Source organism: Cellvibrio sp. UBA7661 (assembly GCA_002483365.1).
Classification (GTDB): domain Bacteria; phylum Pseudomonadota; class Gammaproteobacteria; order Pseudomonadales; family Cellvibrionaceae; genus Cellvibrio.
The window spans coordinates 467,570-483,124 of sequence record DLHT01000018.1; the positions used below are offsets into that span (position 1 = coordinate 467,570).

Below are 15,555 nucleotides of genomic sequence, written 5' to 3' on the forward strand. Positions count from 1 at the left end.
ATGCAGCTGCGGGTAACTTTGCCCGGATGAACAAAAACCGTTCACAAGTGTTTGTTTTCCAACCTTTTTCTGCATTTAAAACAAAAAAGATAAATTTCTTTTAAAAAAAGGTTGACCGAGACGTTTACATGATTAGAATACGCGCCACCAACAAGGTGAGCGCTGAAAAGCGTGAAATCTTGGGCGGTTAGCTCAGTTGGTAGAGCAATGCCCTTACAAGGCATGGGTCACAAGTTCGAGTCTTGTACCGCCCACCACTCTTACTCATAAGGTAATCGTGGTTTTTGACTGCCGCGGACCGGTAGTTCAGTTGGTTAGAATGCCGGCCTGTCACGCCGGAGGTCGCGGGTTCGAGCCCCGTCCGGTCCGCCATTATTTGAAATGAAAAAGCCCCACATCTGGGGCTTTTTTTATGCATGCTTGTATCGCCTATCGCCTTCCCAATAACATCACACAGTGTTGTTTTTTGCACCCTCATCAGCTTTTGCTGAATCTTCTTTGATGTGTCTGTAAGCATAGAATCCCACGTAAGCCAACATGATGCATGTCAGGGTCACTATCACTAAACCATAAAGAACGATTGAATCAATGTACATAGGAGCCTCCACGTTTGTCCTGATAGATTCAGTTTACGCCAGAGGAAAAAACGGGAGTTGATCTTGATCAAGCCCCGCTGTTTTGTGCAACTTAGGAGAACTATCTGTTGTTTATTTAAGGCTGTCGAAAATTGGTTTAATCGTTTCTTGCCACACACGAGCGTTTACATCGCCGATATGTTTATAACGGATAACACCGCCTTTATCGATCACATAGGTTTCGGGTGCACCAAATACACCCAAGTTAAGCCCCAAGCGGCCGTCCAAATCAATCACACTGAACACATAAGGATTATGCAATTCCGCAAGCCACTGCTGCGCATCCTCGGTATTATCTTTGTAATTGATACCATAAATCGGTACACCCTGGGCTTTCAGGCGATTTAAAAATTCATGTTCCTGGCGACAGGTCACGCACCAGGTCGCCCACACATTCAGCAAACTGACCTTCCCTTTAAATACATCCTGATTTGCGACCGAGAGACCCGCCGGATTTTCTGGCGCTGGCAATACAGGCAATTCAAATACTGGTACAGGTTTATTCAATAAGGCCGATGGCATTTCAGTCGGATCCAACGAAAGTCCGCGCCAAAATAATACTGCCAGCACAATAAAAATCGCCAAAGGTACAAATAGAAACAACCGCTTTTTATTCATTTGCTAATTTTCCTGCTACTGCCTCAACCACAGGTGATTCCTGTTTTTGGATTTTGCGATAACGCTTATCAGCAACTGCAAGCACAGCACCAAACGCCATCATCAAAGCGCCCAACCAAATCCAGCGCACGAAAGGTTTTAAATGCACGCGCATTGCCCATGCTGTTTCCGTCAATGGTTCCCCCATAGCGACGTACAAATCACGGAAAAGCCCTACATCCAATTCCACTTCTGTCATAACGCTACCCGACGCCAGATAACGGCGTTTCTGGGGTTTCATTTCACGCAAAAATTGTCCATTTTTTAGCACAGTGATATTGGCTTGTTCGGCGGTGTAATTAGGGCCATCAATATGCACCAACTCGTTGAGGATAAATTCATATTCCACAACTGTGACATGCTGCCCTATTTCCATACGCACATCGCGCTGCTCGGTATAGATGCTCGTCAAACCCACACCAACGGTAGTAACCGCTATTCCCGCGTGGGCAATAAGCATGGCGTAGTAACTCAAGCTTAATTTTTTAAGGCCCTGTAAGAACGAATCACTATTGCGTAAACGATAAATCAGGTCAGCTAATTGCGCAGTGACAATCCATGACGCAACAAATACGGTAACTGCAGCAAGAATTTCATATTTATCGCGATACACAAGCGGGAATATCAATGCAATTACCAAACTAATTACCCAAGGTTTCCACAACAAGGCGATAAACTGGGAAGTGGATGTGCGTTTCCAATTTGATATCGGCCCAAATGCCATCAACAAACACAGCAATCCCATCAAGGGCAAAAAGAACATATTGAAGTACGGTGGGCCTACCGATATTTTTCCCAATCCCAATGCATCGGCGACTAATGGATACAAAGTACCCAGCAACACCATGATCATGATAATGGTGAGCAAAATATTATTGCCCAACAATAATGCCTCACGCGATAACAAGCTAAATCCGACTGAACTTTTTACAACAGGTGCACGCAACGCATACAGCGTGAGCGACCCACCAACCACCAATAATAAAAAGCCAAGAATAAATACGCCGCGCTCCGGATCATTGGCAAAAGCATGCACTGATGTAAGAACACCGGAACGAACAAGGAAAGTACCGAGCAAACTCAGGGAGAAGGTAAAAATTGCGAGCAGAATTGTCCAGCTCTTGAACAAACCGCGCTTCTCCGTAACAGCAAGCGAGTGAATTAACGCAGTGCCAATTAACCAGGGCAAGAAAGAGGCATTTTCAACCGGATCCCAAAACCACCAGCCGCCCCAACCCAATTCGTAATAGGCCCACCAGCTGCCCAGCGCAATACCAACCGATAAAAAGCCCCAAGCCATTGTTGCCCATGGACGAGACCAGCGCGCCCATGCACTATCGAGACGGCCTGTTAACAAAGCAGCAATTGCAAAGGCAAAACACACACTGAAACCAACGTATCCCATGTACAGAACAGGCGGGTGAATAATCAACCCGATATCCTGCAACAGTGGATTTAAATCGCTGCCATCTGTAGGAGGTACAGGCAATATTCGATCAAACGGATTGGAGGTAAACAAGATAAAAGATAAAAACCCGACCGCAACAAACCCCATGATAGCAAGCACTCGCGCCTGCATATCCAGTGGTAATGAACGGCTGAATACCGCCACCGCCAAGGTCCAACCTGCCAGCATTAAAATCCACAACAATAAGGAGCCTTCATGTCCGCCCCATACCGCACTGATTTTGTAATAAACCGGCAACAGTGAGTTGGAGTTGGATGCAACATAACTTACCGAAAAGTCATCATTGATGAAGGAGTAAACCAAACACAAAAATGAGAAAAAAACGAAAACAAAAAATCCGGTTGCAAGAGAACGGCCAGACTGCATCAACACGTGGCTACCGTAGTGAGCACCAATCAATGGCAATACAAATAACGCAGCGCTTAAGCATAGCGACAAAATTAATGCGAATTGGCCAAGCTCTGGAGCCAGCTGAACGAGATCAAACACCATACTTTAATCCCTCGCAGGTTTTTTGATGCTCACCTTTGTCTTTCATCGCTTCAGCGACCTCTGGTGGAACATAATTTTCATCATGCTTGGCAAGCACCTCACTTGCGTTAATTTCGCCTGATTCAGTGACGATTCCATTAATGACTGCCGCTTCGCCTTCGGCAAAAAGATCAGGCAAAATGCCATTAAAATTCACTTTGACATCTGCCGTGCCGTCTGTAATCAAAAAATGAATTTGCAGTGAATCCGTTGCGCGTTGGACACTACCTGGCTTTACGCATCCACCCGCCCGAATACGAGTGTTGTGTGGCACGTCACCCGATGCAATTTTGCTTGGGGGATAAAACAAATTGATATTTTCGCGCAACGCATAGGCCATAAGCCCAACGGCCAAGCTGGAAAACACCACGATGAATACGACTATCATTAAACGCTGTTTACGTAACGGATGCATGGATATTGCGCTCTTCGGCTAATGGTAAAAACTTAATTGCTTACGCCATTACTGGCACTATTGGTCTGCGCCAACTTTTGCTGTTTTCTCTGCTGTTTAATGAATGCTTTCTTTTGCAGAATGGGACTAACAAATAAAAACACCATCACTGCAAATGTGATCGCATAAGCCGACCATACAAACGGGCCATGGCCATTCATCGCCATAAACTCTGCAAAAGATTCAAATTGAAACTTCATGATCAACCTCGTTTATCTGATGCGCTGATTAAATCATTTACCCATTGGGTACGATGTTCACGACGTAAAATTTCCACGCGGGTGTATAGCAATAACACCAGCGCGTAAAAACAATAAAATCCAATCACCATTAGCAATAGTGGATATAACATAGAAGGATCGATGGTGGACTTGCTTGTGAATTTGATCGTGGCGGGTTGATGCAAGGTATTCCACCAATCGACAGACTTATAAATGATCGGGATGTTCACCATCCCTACTAATGCGAGAACTGCACTGGCCTTATCAGCGGTATCGCGATGCATAAACGCTTGTTGCAGAGCGATCATGCCTAGATATAAAAAGAACAAAATCAACATAGAGGTAATACGGGCATCCCATTCCCACCATGTACCCCATGTAGGCTTACCCCAGATAGAGCCGGTCACCAACGACACAAACGTGAGCAATGCACCTATGGGCGCAGCAGATTTCATCACCATAAACGGTAATTTCATTTTCCAAATAAGGCCGACAGCCCCGGAGATGGCCATGATGTAATAGCCCGCCAGCGCCAAAAACGCAGCCGGTACATGGATGTAGATAATGCGATAACTGTTGCCCTGCTTGAAATCGGTTGGTGCAAATGCCAACCCCCAAATAGCCGAGGTAATAATCAATGCAAAACTGAATACCGTTAACCAAGGTAACCAAGGGGTGGTTTTTTCATAAAACCAGCGGGGCGAACCCAAACGATGAAACCATTGCCATGACATAGTAGTGAAGACCTTTCGCTGTTGTGATCAAAAATCTCGTTATTATTGATATAAATTAACCATCAGTGCTGATTCGCAAAGCACCCAGTGCTGCAATCGGAGCAAGAACCAGCGCTAACGCAAGAAATGCTCCCAACACTGCGATTTGCATACCAATTGCCCCACCCTGAATAGCCGTCTGTACTGCGCTTGCGCCAAATATCAGCACCGGAATATACAGCGGCATCACGATGAGTGACAGCAACAATCCGCCTTTACGCAATGAAACTGTCAGAGCAGCTCCCACAGCACCGATCAAACTCATGGAAGCTGTTCCTAACGCAAGCGAAATCAACAAAGGTAAATAACCCTCGATTGGCAAACTCAACATGAGCCCCAACAGAGGCGCAAGCAACGTGACAGGCAGCCCAGACACCAACCAGTGCACCAGCACTTTTGCCATCACTGTGAAATAGAGCGATTGGGGACTGATCAGCATTTGTTCCAGAGAGCCGTCATCGTAATCGCTGCGAAACAAGCCATCCAACGATAAAAGTGTCGCGAGCAATGCCATCACCCACACAATTCCGGGGGCGAGCAATGCTAATACATTTTTTTCGGGGCTGACCCCCAATGGGATCAAGGTTACAGCGATCAGGAAGAACACCAGTGGATTAGCAAGTTCAGTCTTGTGGCGCGCAGCAATAAGCAGATCGCGCCGGAAGCTGGCGACAAATCCACCGAACAAACCTGCTGCCGGAGATAGATCAGCCATGATACTGCACCTGCTGCTGCCCATCCGAAACTGCACGCCCAGACAGATCTGTTACAGATAGCCCCGCTCCGGATAAACCTGATTGATAATCTTGCAAGTTGACCAAACGCAGCCGCGGCAAGTTCAGATCCTGATGGGAGGTCAGTATTACAACGCCTCCTTTTGATGATTGCTGCGCAATCAAAGACTCCAATTGACTCACGCCGAGCTTGTCGATGGCAGTGAAAGGTTCATCCAAAATCCAGATACGCGCGCGACTTAAATGCAGGCGAGCCAAGGCAACACGGCGCAACTGCCCTGCCGATAGCTGGTAACAAGGTGTATCTTCATAGCCATACAGACCGACCAACCGCAGAGCCTCATCAATTGACACCACAGCGCCAGTTTGCGCTTGGTACCAAGCAAGATTTTCAGCTGGTGTAAGGCTTTTTTTGATGCCGGGCAAATGCCCCAAATAAAGACTATCGCCCGCAAATTCCCACGCTGCTGCCGGCAAGGCCTGGCCGAGGTAGCGGACTTGCCCATGATAATCCGTGCTGATACCCGCGATGGCGCGCAGCAAGGTGGTTTTGCCAGCGCCGTTAGGCCCACCGATTTGAACCACATCACCGGCAAAAAGACGCAGATCAAGACCCGAGAAAAGCAAACGCTCATCGCGCTCACATCCAAGCCCAAGAAGTTCAAGTAACGGCTCAGATGCCGCATCAAGCGATTCAGACATGCTTATTGTTTGCCTTTCGTTCCAGCGTTCAGAACCATTACCATTAATTAATCGCCCAATGAGTACAGCTACAGGAAATCGACTAGCAGCCGCTATACTCAACACATCGCCAAGCGTGATACCGGATAAATTGGCAATCGCACCGTGCTGGAGCAGCTAAAAACGCTCGCGATTATAGCGGTCTGCCGCGCTGCATCGCACCTCTATTTACGCTTTTGATCAACTTAATATCGCCATTATTGCCACCCCAGGACACGTCATGGAACTGAGTTCAATCACTGACAAACTGGTACAAAACCTCCAGCGTGCGCAGGTTGAGTCCATAGTGGCGATAACCAAAGTACTGGGGTTAAAAACTGGCAGCCAGTTCCTGGCCGATGTGGGCAAAGCAACCCAAGCCTCACCAGAAGAGCGCGCGCAGTTAGTGAAGGCGATCGAGGCAAATCTGGCACAAGTCAACCGAAACTCAGCCGCACCTGCGATTAAAGCGCTGGTAAACCAGTTATTGGAGCAGAAAAATCTCGCGCAAACCCCAGGGGTTAAGCTGGTTAATCTGACAATCACCGCGCCAACCACATCAGCTCCCAATACCGCAACAACACCGGCGGTACCCATACAATTACTCAGCTACACCAGCCTGCCACTGCAGTCAGGCCAAACACTTCTGATGCAACTTGCAGACAGCCAGCGCTTGCAAATATTGCAAGTCCTCACTAAATCAGAAGCCGCCGCTGTTGCCACTCTTTTGCAAACCAGCAATCCACAGGGCGCATCGGCTGGCACAGCACTCTTATCTACACCCTCCCCTGTGAATCTTCCTGCGGGGACTTCTTCGCCATCAACAACTGGAACATTGACCTACACTCTGGCAGGTATGGCAAGCAGCCCTCCAGTCAACCCGCTTCAACATGGTGATAACAACACAGTGACAGCCAAACCGGCTGTATCACCTCAAGCGATGGAGGCCATTGGCGATACTTTACGCCGACTATTACCTCAAAAAGACCAAGGGCAGGATTTAATGACTGCCCTGCCGAAAATCACCCAATTTATCCAGCAATTGCCCATTGCTGAACGCAAGGAATGGATATCAAACCAGCTACAACAATCGCTAAAAACATTAGCAAACCATATACGTACCGCCGACCAATTGAGCAATCCAAAGTTGGTTGAAATGGCATTAAAAAACAATGGTCAAGGTTTTGAACACAAACTGGCGCAATTGGCGATTAAAAGTCCGGAGGCAGCCGCCACTGCAGCGACAGGAACCTCATCTACTGCCACTGCATCCACCTCGAAAACCAATACGCCTACTGCGGGAGTAACGTCAGGTTTAACCAACCAGATTCAGAAAAATGTGCTATCACAAGCCGCGCTTGAACAAAAGTTAATGGGTCAAAAGCCCGTTGCACACATCGCCAATCAGGACTTAAAAGGTGCGCTGCTAAGCGTTTTGCATCAACTGGATGGAGAATTGGAAACTACCTCTCCGCTAGCAACAAGTATCAGTACGTCCAGCGAACTCAGCAAAACACAACTTGCCAACGTTCTGCCGCAATTTTTAGGCATGCTCATGCACAGACAGCAAGGCGAGTTAAGTCAAAAGCAATTGCGCACACAATTAGTCATGCTAATGCACCAATACACGCTGGGAAGCCTTGCAAAAATTCAATTACAACAAGCTCACACGCTCAATCATCAAATTACCCAAGGCAATGACATCGCGCAGCCAACACAATCCTGGCAATTTGAAATACCGGTTCGATCAGGGCAAGACGTCACGCCACTGCAGATCCATCTTGAACAGCAATGGATTGAAGACCAATCCGACGAGAAAGCACAAACAGCAACACGCGTGCGCCAATGGAATGTGATGCTGGGATTTAACTTGCCCGTAATTGGCCAGTTTTATGCGCAACTCACCCTACTGGGCGATCAATTATCCACCCGCTTTTGGGCGGAAAATGAAAACACTTTGGTCGCCGCAAAAAACAAAATGGATGAACTCAAAACACAATTAGAGCGAGAGGGAATTCACGTGACACAAATGCAATGTATTCCCGGCTTGCCACCCAAGCCCAAACTGAACCTGAGTTATTCATTAGTCGATGTTAAAACCTGAGGCGCATATGAGTTCCGATTACCCGCCACATGCATTACAAAAAGCCGTCGCCCTCTATTACGACGGTACCAACGCACCTCATGTCAGCGCCAAAGGCACAGGGGCAGTTGCCGAACAGATTATCGCAATAGCTGAAGAGCACGGCGTTCCACTGTGCGATAACCCTTCGCTGGTTGATTTGTTGGTAACCCTGGAATTAGGTGATGAAATTCCCGAAAACCTGTATATCGCCGTCGCCTACATCATCGCATTTGCTTACCAATTGGAAGGAAAAGTGCCCGACGCCTGGCAATAAACCTGAACAAACTCGCGCAAAGTTTTACAAAAAACACACAAACCGCTCAGTTATCACCCTTCCCAACGTCAGGCAATTAATGCGATTATGACGTCACTTTTTTGACGATCTTAAAGCCCTCATTAAGTATCAGTCACTAATAACGATTTTTCCGACAATCCAATATCGCAACCAACCTCAATGAATCACCTCATCACAAGCGAAAACCTCAAGTTACAGCTGGGCAAAGTCGTTATCTTTGACTGCCGTTTCCATCTCATGAATAAAACAGTGGGCAGCGAACAATATCGCGCCGGACATATTCCCGGTGCGTATTATCTGGATCTTGAACAAGATCTTTCTGGAGAGGTAAGCCAGCATGGCGGCCGACATCCGCTACCCGATATCGAAACCTTCAGTAAAAAACTGCGTGCAGCGGGTGTTAATCAGCAATCCACTATTGTGGTTTACGACGATTCACGCATGGCGTATGCCGCACGTGCATGGTGGCTATTACGCTTCTGTGGCCATCAAAATATATTCATTCTGGATGGCGGATACACGGGCTGGGTCAATGCTGGTGGCGCCATCGATAGGCGTGAGCCTGCCATCAAGCAGGGAAATTTCAAAGCAACCGTGCAGCAAGATTGGACCCTGGATCGCGATGCAATTTGTGCGCAAGCAGAACAACTCACACTCATTGATTCGCGCGACAGTAAGCGCTATCGCGGGGAAGAAGAACCCATTGATCCTGTCGCAGGGCATATTCCCGGCGCATTAAATTTTTTCTGGCAAGATGCAACCGATGAAAAAGGATTTTTCAAATCAAAAAGCGAACAACAACAGCGCTGGATTGATTTACCGAGAGACAAAAAAATTGCGGTCTATTGCGGATCAGGTGTCACCGCATGCGTCAATTTGCTTTCGCTGGAGGCAAGTGGAATAGACGCTGTACTTTACCCCGGCAGTTGGAGTGATTGGTGTTCGTATCTTCCTAAATAACAAACAGCATTTGCACTCATCACTATTTTTTACCAAAAAAAAGGGCAATCATTTGATTGCCCTTTTTTTCGATACTCAAATACGCACAGATCAATTGGTATATTCGTATTCGATCCGTACATCCCACGGACCGCCGCGATCATCATCAATATTCGCGCGGCCCTGATAGCGCATCAGGTATTTTCCATTAGGGTCGTACGCAAGATAGGTTGCATCCGAAAATAATGACGATATTTTTTTCGCTGGCGTGATGCGGAAATAAATCCAGTTACGCCCATAGTCGGCATTGTACAGCGGAGAGCTGGTCGATTTTAATTTACGCACTTCCAACTGTGTGCTGCTCAAGCTGGCAGGTGCTACATAATCAAACTTTAATTGTTTACCCGCTATTAATTTGTCCCAATTTAATTGGATATACGCATCAAAGCCTGCATCAATTACGGTGCGTGCATTGTCATAAATAATTTTTTCGTTTTGGTCATTATTCATTCCGTGCGTCAACACCAAACGCGCGCCCTGAAATTGCGCAGAGGCGAATTCATTATCGCGGCTATCTTCCAGATTCACTGTTGGCTGGAACGGTTCGCCCTGAAAAACCAGGGTCTTGGAAGCAAATACATTGCCATCTGGTGATGTGTAATCAACCCGCACCGCTTTGTTTTCATCCAATCCAGTGAATAATTCGCGATAAAGTAATTCATTGGTATTAAGGCTGTAAGCGGTACCTGCCGTTACATAATTATCTTGTGCATGGGCACCAACAGCACAACACAACAGCAAACTGTTCACCCACAAAAAAGAACGGCGAACCCGAAACGCACAATTCAACTGCAATAATGTCAACATAATAGGCATCCTCATATCAGGAACAACGGTTTGCTGGTGCGCTAGCGAATAAAACCGCTGTTTAAGAACTTGGCTATTATAAAAAGAAGCTTAACAATCAAGCCAGCGCTAATGCCGCTTATTCAGCTACTCGTTCAGGTGGCAATTGCGCAAACAATGCGATGGTAGATTTTCTCGTTGCCGATAAATCCACTATAGGCGCAGGATAATGCAGCTGTTTAGGTGGATTATGGATCTGTTTGTTTGACAGATGCGCTAACTCGGGAACCCAAGTGCGAATAAACGCCCCCTCAGGATCAAAGCGCTCTGATTGGCTAATAGGATTAAAAATGCGGAAATACGGCGCGGCGTCTGTCCCGGTGGAAGCACTCCACTGCCAACCACCGTTGTTGGCTGCGAAGTCGCCATCAATTAATTGCGACATAAAATAGTCTTCACCCCAACGCCAATCAATCTGGCAGTTCTTGGTCAGGAACATCGCTACCACCATGCGCAGGCGATTGTGCATCCAACCTGTCGCATTTAGCTGACGCATGGCGGCGTCAACAATCGGAATTCCGGTTTTACCCTCACACCATGCGGCAAACAACGCTTTGTCATATTGCCAGGGAAATGCTTCTGTATGGCTTTGCATGGCGTTGCGTTTACAGACTTTGGGATAATCCACCACCACATGCTGATAAAACTCGCGCCAGATCAACTCACTGATCCAGCAACTCGCGCCAGCATTTCCGCCCTCCCACTCCCCTTGTGTGTGCACAAGCACAGCGGATATCGCCTGACGCGGCGACAGCGAACCTACAGCAAAATACGGTGAAAGGCTGGATGTTCCAGCAATTGCCGGAAAATCACGCCGCTCTTGATAATGATTGATTGCGCTTTCGATAAAAAAATCCAACCGTTGATTCGCTTCCTGTTCGCCAGCTGGCCACAGGGATGACAAGTCGCGCAACTCATGCGCTGCAAATAACGCATCAATTTCAGCAACAGAAATAACGTGCGGCTTAACAGATACACCGGACTGGACTGCTGGCAAACCCAGCGGAGCCATGCTCACTGGCATCACCGTTTGCAGCCATTTCTTTTTAAACGCAGTAAAGACTTTATAAGGCTCGCCTTGTCCATTGCGGATCATGCCCGGCGGTACAACACAACGGTCATGACATCGCTTAACCAAAATACCTTCATCGCGTAAAAGTTGATTCACTGCCAGATCGCGATTTAATTCATTAACCGGATATTCCGCATTAAAAAAACAATGTTCCACTTTCCATTTGCGCGCGAGCTGTAGCAATGCAGGCGCAATGTCTTTTGGCGATTTAACGCAGATTAATTCGAGGGGAATATTAAGCTCTGCCAAACTGTTTGCCATAACATGCAAATGGCGGCGAATAAAATCCAACTGCACTGGCGCAACAGTGTGCAAACGCACATAGGCTTCGCAATGTACATACACTGCCACAACGCCCTGACCTAACTCTGCTGCTTTGAATAACGCAGGATTATCCCGCACACGCAAGTCATGCCTCAGCCACACCAATGCCGTCATTTAGCGCCTACTTTTTTCTTAATTTGTCGGATAGCAAAACCCATTACCGGAAGATGCTCATATAACATTGAGCCCGCATCAAAATAATCGCGGTGATAATAAACTTTATCCTTAAATAAAATATGCGTATTACCGGTGAGCTCCAATTGCTTCCCTCCCGCTAATTTTTTATGGCGATAGTGCATCGTCCAAAATAATAACGCCTCTCCACGCTCGGGAAGTTCCATTGAGTGATGAAACTCAAAACGACACTCGAGCAAATCATCCATCATGCCTGAGAGATACTCAGTGAGATTGGACAAGCCATTCAATGCATGGAGAGGATCGCGGAATTGGATATCGTTGCTGTAGACATCCGGCATCGTTTTGAGAATTTTCTTATCAAAACGTTGGTACAAATTACGTACCTTTTGCGGAACAGTGAGCGCCATATAAATGACTCATCCCTTTTGATCAGCTTTTAATAATTGTTTTATGGCGGCCAGCACCTGTTGATGATGTTCACAGGTCAATACTCCTGAAACCGGGTCAGTAACCGACGTATCAAACACCTGCGCCAAATTACCAGCCACAATCACAGGAATACCGGATCTTTCCCGCCATACCTCTAATTGTAGCTTGAGACCGCCAGCATTCAGGTTTTCATAGCCGATAATCACAAGTATTTTTGCACTTAACGCCTCTGTACATATCTGGATATCACGCCATTCAAGATATCCCAGATATTCGGCCTGATACTGATGAACAAGCAAACTGTAATTGAGGGTATGCAGCAACAAGGGATTCTCATTGGCACCAATCGAAACCAACACGACACCAGCACGCTGTGCCGACTGGCGCAAACGCTGCTGCCCTGCCACAAGATACTCCTGCAAAACAGCAGTAAAAAACGCTCGCTGCGCAGCCTTGCCCGGCTCATCCCCCTGAAGCGCCTGCAACACTGGTTGCACCACATAATCAGCCAGCATTTCGGTTGGATACAACGCGAAGGTTTCCTCGATCAAACGCTCCAGCGAATGACGCTGGAAATTCCCCAATGCGATATAAAATTGCTCTACTAACGTTAACCACACAGAGTCGATAGGCGGAAATTCGTGTTCCCGCTCCGCATTAGCTAACAGCGCTTTCACTTTACCAATCGCCAAACCGCGCCCGAGCCAACGCTGAATTTCCTGGACACGCAAAATATCATCGCGGTTATACAACCTATGCCCTTTCTCCGTGCGGCGTGGCACCAACAAACCATAACGCCGCTCCCATGCACGCAATGTCACAGTATTCACACCGGTCACGCGCGAAATCTCCCGAATAGGTACCCAATCGTCTTGCGCTGGCGATGCAATTTTTTTATCTGCTGCGGACATCAGACGTTCTCGATAATGTGATTACGTAAACCCAGACGTTCTGGATGCGGAGACCAGAAAGTTTGCGATTTCAAGTAAGGGTTATCGAGCTTGAGCAAGTGATGCTTCAGCAAAGTTAAAGGCACCACCAAAGGCACAAGACCAGCTTTGTAAGAATCGATCAACTGCGACAATTCCTGTTTTTCTACCGTGCTGATGACTTCTTTCAGATAACCACGTAAATGCATCATCGCGTTGGTGTTGCCTTTGCGCGTGGCGTGGTGGGATAAAGCCTCCATAAACAGGCGGAAAAACTCTTCGCTACTTGCCTGGATGTCATGGCCAGCAAGATTGGAAAGATAACGGCCAATCGAAAAATAGCTGGGTACGTGGTGCGCCATTACCTGATATTTGTAGCGGGAATAAAATTCGATCAACTTTTTAGCGGTCGGCGCAGGTGCGACATGGGTTTTAAAATCATGGTAAGCAAACACTCGCGAGAGGAAGTTATCACGCAAGCCCGCGTCATTTAACCGCCCCGCTTCTTCCACGGGCAAAAGCGGCATTAACTCCATAAAGCGTTTGGCGTAAGCGCCACGCCCTTTGTTATCCATCGAATATCCATTAGTGCGATAGCGTTTCATACCGTAGGCACCGCAACTCGGGGAATTCTGCATGAACACATAGCCACAGATATCCGGCATTTGCTGCGCAGCTGCTTCTGCCTGTGCGACCAGCGCATCGGTCACATCAAGATCCGGATTTTCAACACCGCGCACACGTGTTTCATCGCCAATCACCACAAGTCGAATAGGTTTGCGCGGGATTCCCAAGCCAATAGCGACTTCAGGGCATACCGGCCGGAATTCCATATATTCGCCCAATACATCTGTCAGATAACGGCTGCGTTTATGGCCACCATCAAAGCGAACCTTTTCACCCAAAAGACACTGACTTACACCCACAGGAATCTTGCCCATATATAAAAACCTATACATTTTTTTAAGACTGTATAAGTATTGCCCACAAAGTTATACATCACAAATATTTTGTACAAATATTTTCAGAGCAATGAATACCTTACTGGGGGATCGCCGCTTAGTGGGCGATTGAAATAGCAGAGGGAAAACCTTGGGAATAAGTGAGAAAGTATCGGTAACTCATTGATAATAAAACACTTAACAATAAAAAAGCCGGACATTTGTCCGGCTTTTTTAGGCACCGCAGTTAATGCGTAGGGATCTTTATATTTTCAAACAACTCGTCCAATTCAGCACGCGAGTGGCGATTGAAAGCCTCATTAATAATATCTTTCGTTAGATGCGGTGCGAATTTTTCAATAAAGTCATACATGAATCCGCGCAAGAAAGTACCGCGACGGAAGCCAATTTTGGTCACACTGGACTCAAACAAATGGCTTGCATCCAACGCTACCAAATCACTATCGACCGCCTCGTTGTAGGCCATGCTGGCGATAATCCCAACACCTAAGCCCAAACGGACATAAGTTTTGATGACGTCCGCATCGGCCGCAGTAAACACCACCTTGGGTGCAAGACCACGGTTGATAAACGCCTCATCCAGCTTCGAACGCCCAGTGAACCCGAATACGTAAGTGACGATTGGATACTTGGCAACCTCCTCCAACGTCAAGTTGGAAACCTGCGCTAATGGATGGTTTTTAGGGACTACGATACTGCGGTTCCAGCGATAGCACGGCATCATAATCAGATCGCTGAAAAGCTCCATCGCTTCAGTTGCGATCGCAAAATCCACCGTACCATCTGCAGCCATTTCGGAAATCTGCATAGGTGTACCCTGATGCATATGCAACGACACTTCCGGATACTGTTTGATAAACGAACCGATCACCGGTGGCAATGCATAGCGCGCCTGAGTGTGGGTCGTTGCAAGCGTCAGGGTGCCTTTGCGTTCATTACTGAACTCCTGGGCTACTTGTTTGATGCTTTCAACTTTACGCAGGATTTCACCCGCAGTTTTGAGGATAGCCTCACCTGCAGGTGTAATACGCGTAAGGTGTTTACCACTGCGTGAGAAAATTTCTACTCCCAACTCATCTTCCAGTAAGCGGATTTGCTTACTGATCCCTGGTTGGGAGGTATAAAGGCTCTGTGCGGTGGCTGACACATTAAGGTCATGATGGGCCACTTCCCAGATATAACGTAGTTGTTGCAGCTTCATAAGCCCTCCGATTGGCTCACTCACTGGGGGCATTTGCCGAAG

The 15,555-nt window shown here is 47.2% G+C and carries 16 protein-coding genes and 2 tRNA genes; 5 read left to right on the forward strand and 13 right to left on the reverse strand.

All coding sequences use genetic code 11. The annotated features are described in order from the left end of the window. Window positions 1-181 precede the first annotated feature (181 nt). Together B2739_RS17200 and B2739_RS17205 are read left to right on the forward strand one after the other, a co-directional pair. Window positions 182-257, forward strand: a tRNA-Val gene (locus B2739_RS17200). 38 nt (window positions 258-295) lie between these two features. After that, a tRNA-Asp gene (locus B2739_RS17205) sits at window positions 296-372 on the forward strand. Between the two features lie 335 nt (window positions 373-707). On the opposite strand, the gene B2739_RS17210 is transcribed toward B2739_RS17205, so the two are convergent. The 7 genes from B2739_RS17210 to ccmA are packed head-to-tail and all read right to left on the reverse strand — an operon-like array spanning window position 708 to window position 6,175. Continuing rightward, window positions 708-1,253, reverse strand: coding sequence for a DsbE family thiol:disulfide interchange protein (locus tag B2739_RS17210; RefSeq protein WP_331347068.1), 546 nt, complete (start codon window positions 1,251-1,253; stop codon window positions 708-710). Beyond that, window positions 1,246-3,231: a heme lyase CcmF/NrfE family subunit gene (locus B2739_RS17215; RefSeq protein ID WP_414633241.1), complete on the reverse strand. Its 1,986-nt coding sequence runs from the start codon at window positions 3,229-3,231 to the stop codon at window positions 1,246-1,248. Before B2739_RS17215 ends, B2739_RS17210 begins: the two co-directional genes overlap by 8 nt. A gap of 10 nt (window positions 3,232-3,241) precedes the next feature. Continuing rightward, on the reverse strand, window positions 3,242-3,706 hold the full coding sequence (ccmE, locus tag B2739_RS17220; RefSeq protein ID WP_331347070.1) for a cytochrome c maturation protein CcmE: 465 nt from the start codon (window positions 3,704-3,706) through the stop codon (window positions 3,242-3,244). Between the two features lie 32 nt (window positions 3,707-3,738). Then, entirely contained in the window at window positions 3,739-3,945 is a 207-nt protein-coding gene (gene ccmD / locus B2739_RS17225) for a heme exporter protein CcmD (protein WP_331347071.1), read from the reverse strand. 2 nt (window positions 3,946-3,947) lie between these two features. Further along, on the reverse strand, window positions 3,948-4,700 hold the full coding sequence (locus B2739_RS17230) for a heme ABC transporter permease (protein ID WP_331347072.1): 753 nt from the start codon (window positions 4,698-4,700) through the stop codon (window positions 3,948-3,950). 55 nt (window positions 4,701-4,755) lie between these two features. Next, a complete protein-coding gene (gene ccmB, locus B2739_RS17235; RefSeq protein ID WP_331347073.1) occupies window positions 4,756-5,454 on the reverse strand; it encodes a heme exporter protein CcmB in 699 nt (232 codons plus the stop codon). Further along, window positions 5,447-6,175: a cytochrome c biogenesis heme-transporting ATPase CcmA gene (ccmA, locus tag B2739_RS17240; protein WP_331347074.1), complete on the reverse strand. Its 729-nt coding sequence runs from the start codon at window positions 6,173-6,175 to the stop codon at window positions 5,447-5,449. Before ccmA ends, ccmB begins: the two co-directional genes overlap by 8 nt. 259 nt (window positions 6,176-6,434) lie before the next feature. Here ccmA and B2739_RS17245 point away from each other — a divergent pair, with 259 nt between their 5' ends. The 3 genes from B2739_RS17245 to B2739_RS17255 all read left to right on the forward strand — a co-directional run bounded on the left by B2739_RS17245 (window position 6,435) and on the right by B2739_RS17255 (window position 9,573). Continuing rightward, window positions 6,435-8,297 (forward strand): flagellar hook-length control protein FliK, encoded by a 1,863-nt coding sequence (locus tag B2739_RS17245; protein WP_331347075.1) that lies wholly within the window; start codon window positions 6,435-6,437, stop codon window positions 8,295-8,297. A 7-nt stretch (window positions 8,298-8,304) separates the two neighbouring features. Continuing rightward, on the forward strand, window positions 8,305-8,592 hold the full coding sequence (locus B2739_RS17250; RefSeq protein ID WP_049632227.1) for an EscU/YscU/HrcU family type III secretion system export apparatus switch protein: 288 nt from the start codon (window positions 8,305-8,307) through the stop codon (window positions 8,590-8,592). Window positions 8,593-8,772: 180 nt separating this feature from the next. Then, the gene (locus B2739_RS17255) at window positions 8,773-9,573 is read left to right on the forward strand and encodes a sulfurtransferase (protein ID WP_331347076.1); all 801 of its coding nucleotides are present in this window, start codon (window positions 8,773-8,775) and stop codon (window positions 9,571-9,573) included. A 90-nt stretch (window positions 9,574-9,663) separates the two neighbouring features. Here the strand turns inward: B2739_RS17255 and B2739_RS17260 are convergent, their stop codons facing one another. From B2739_RS17260 to cysB, 6 genes are all read right to left on the reverse strand, one after another. After that, entirely contained in the window at window positions 9,664-10,419 is a 756-nt protein-coding gene (locus B2739_RS17260; RefSeq protein WP_331347077.1) for a hypothetical protein, read from the reverse strand. A 118-nt stretch (window positions 10,420-10,537) separates the two neighbouring features. Then, complete coding sequence (gene phrB / locus B2739_RS17265) at window positions 10,538-11,968, reverse strand: deoxyribodipyrimidine photo-lyase (RefSeq protein WP_331347078.1); 1,431 nt, start codon at window positions 11,966-11,968, stop codon at window positions 10,538-10,540. After that, on the reverse strand, window positions 11,965-12,399 hold the full coding sequence (locus tag B2739_RS17270; RefSeq protein WP_331347079.1) for a nuclear transport factor 2 family protein: 435 nt from the start codon (window positions 12,397-12,399) through the stop codon (window positions 11,965-11,967). The genes phrB and B2739_RS17270 overlap by 4 nt, the downstream gene beginning before the upstream one ends. A 9-nt stretch (window positions 12,400-12,408) precedes the next feature. Continuing rightward, window positions 12,409-13,332, reverse strand: coding sequence for a MerR family transcriptional regulator (locus tag B2739_RS17275; protein ID WP_331347080.1), 924 nt, complete (start codon window positions 13,330-13,332; stop codon window positions 12,409-12,411). After that, complete coding sequence (locus B2739_RS17280; RefSeq protein ID WP_331347081.1) at window positions 13,332-14,291, reverse strand: DUF523 and DUF1722 domain-containing protein; 960 nt, start codon at window positions 14,289-14,291, stop codon at window positions 13,332-13,334. Before B2739_RS17280 ends, B2739_RS17275 begins: the two co-directional genes overlap by 1 nt. A gap of 247 nt (window positions 14,292-14,538) precedes the next feature. Further along, complete coding sequence (cysB, locus tag B2739_RS17285; RefSeq protein WP_331347082.1) at window positions 14,539-15,513, reverse strand: HTH-type transcriptional regulator CysB; 975 nt, start codon at window positions 15,511-15,513, stop codon at window positions 14,539-14,541. Window positions 15,514-15,555 lie beyond the last annotated feature (42 nt).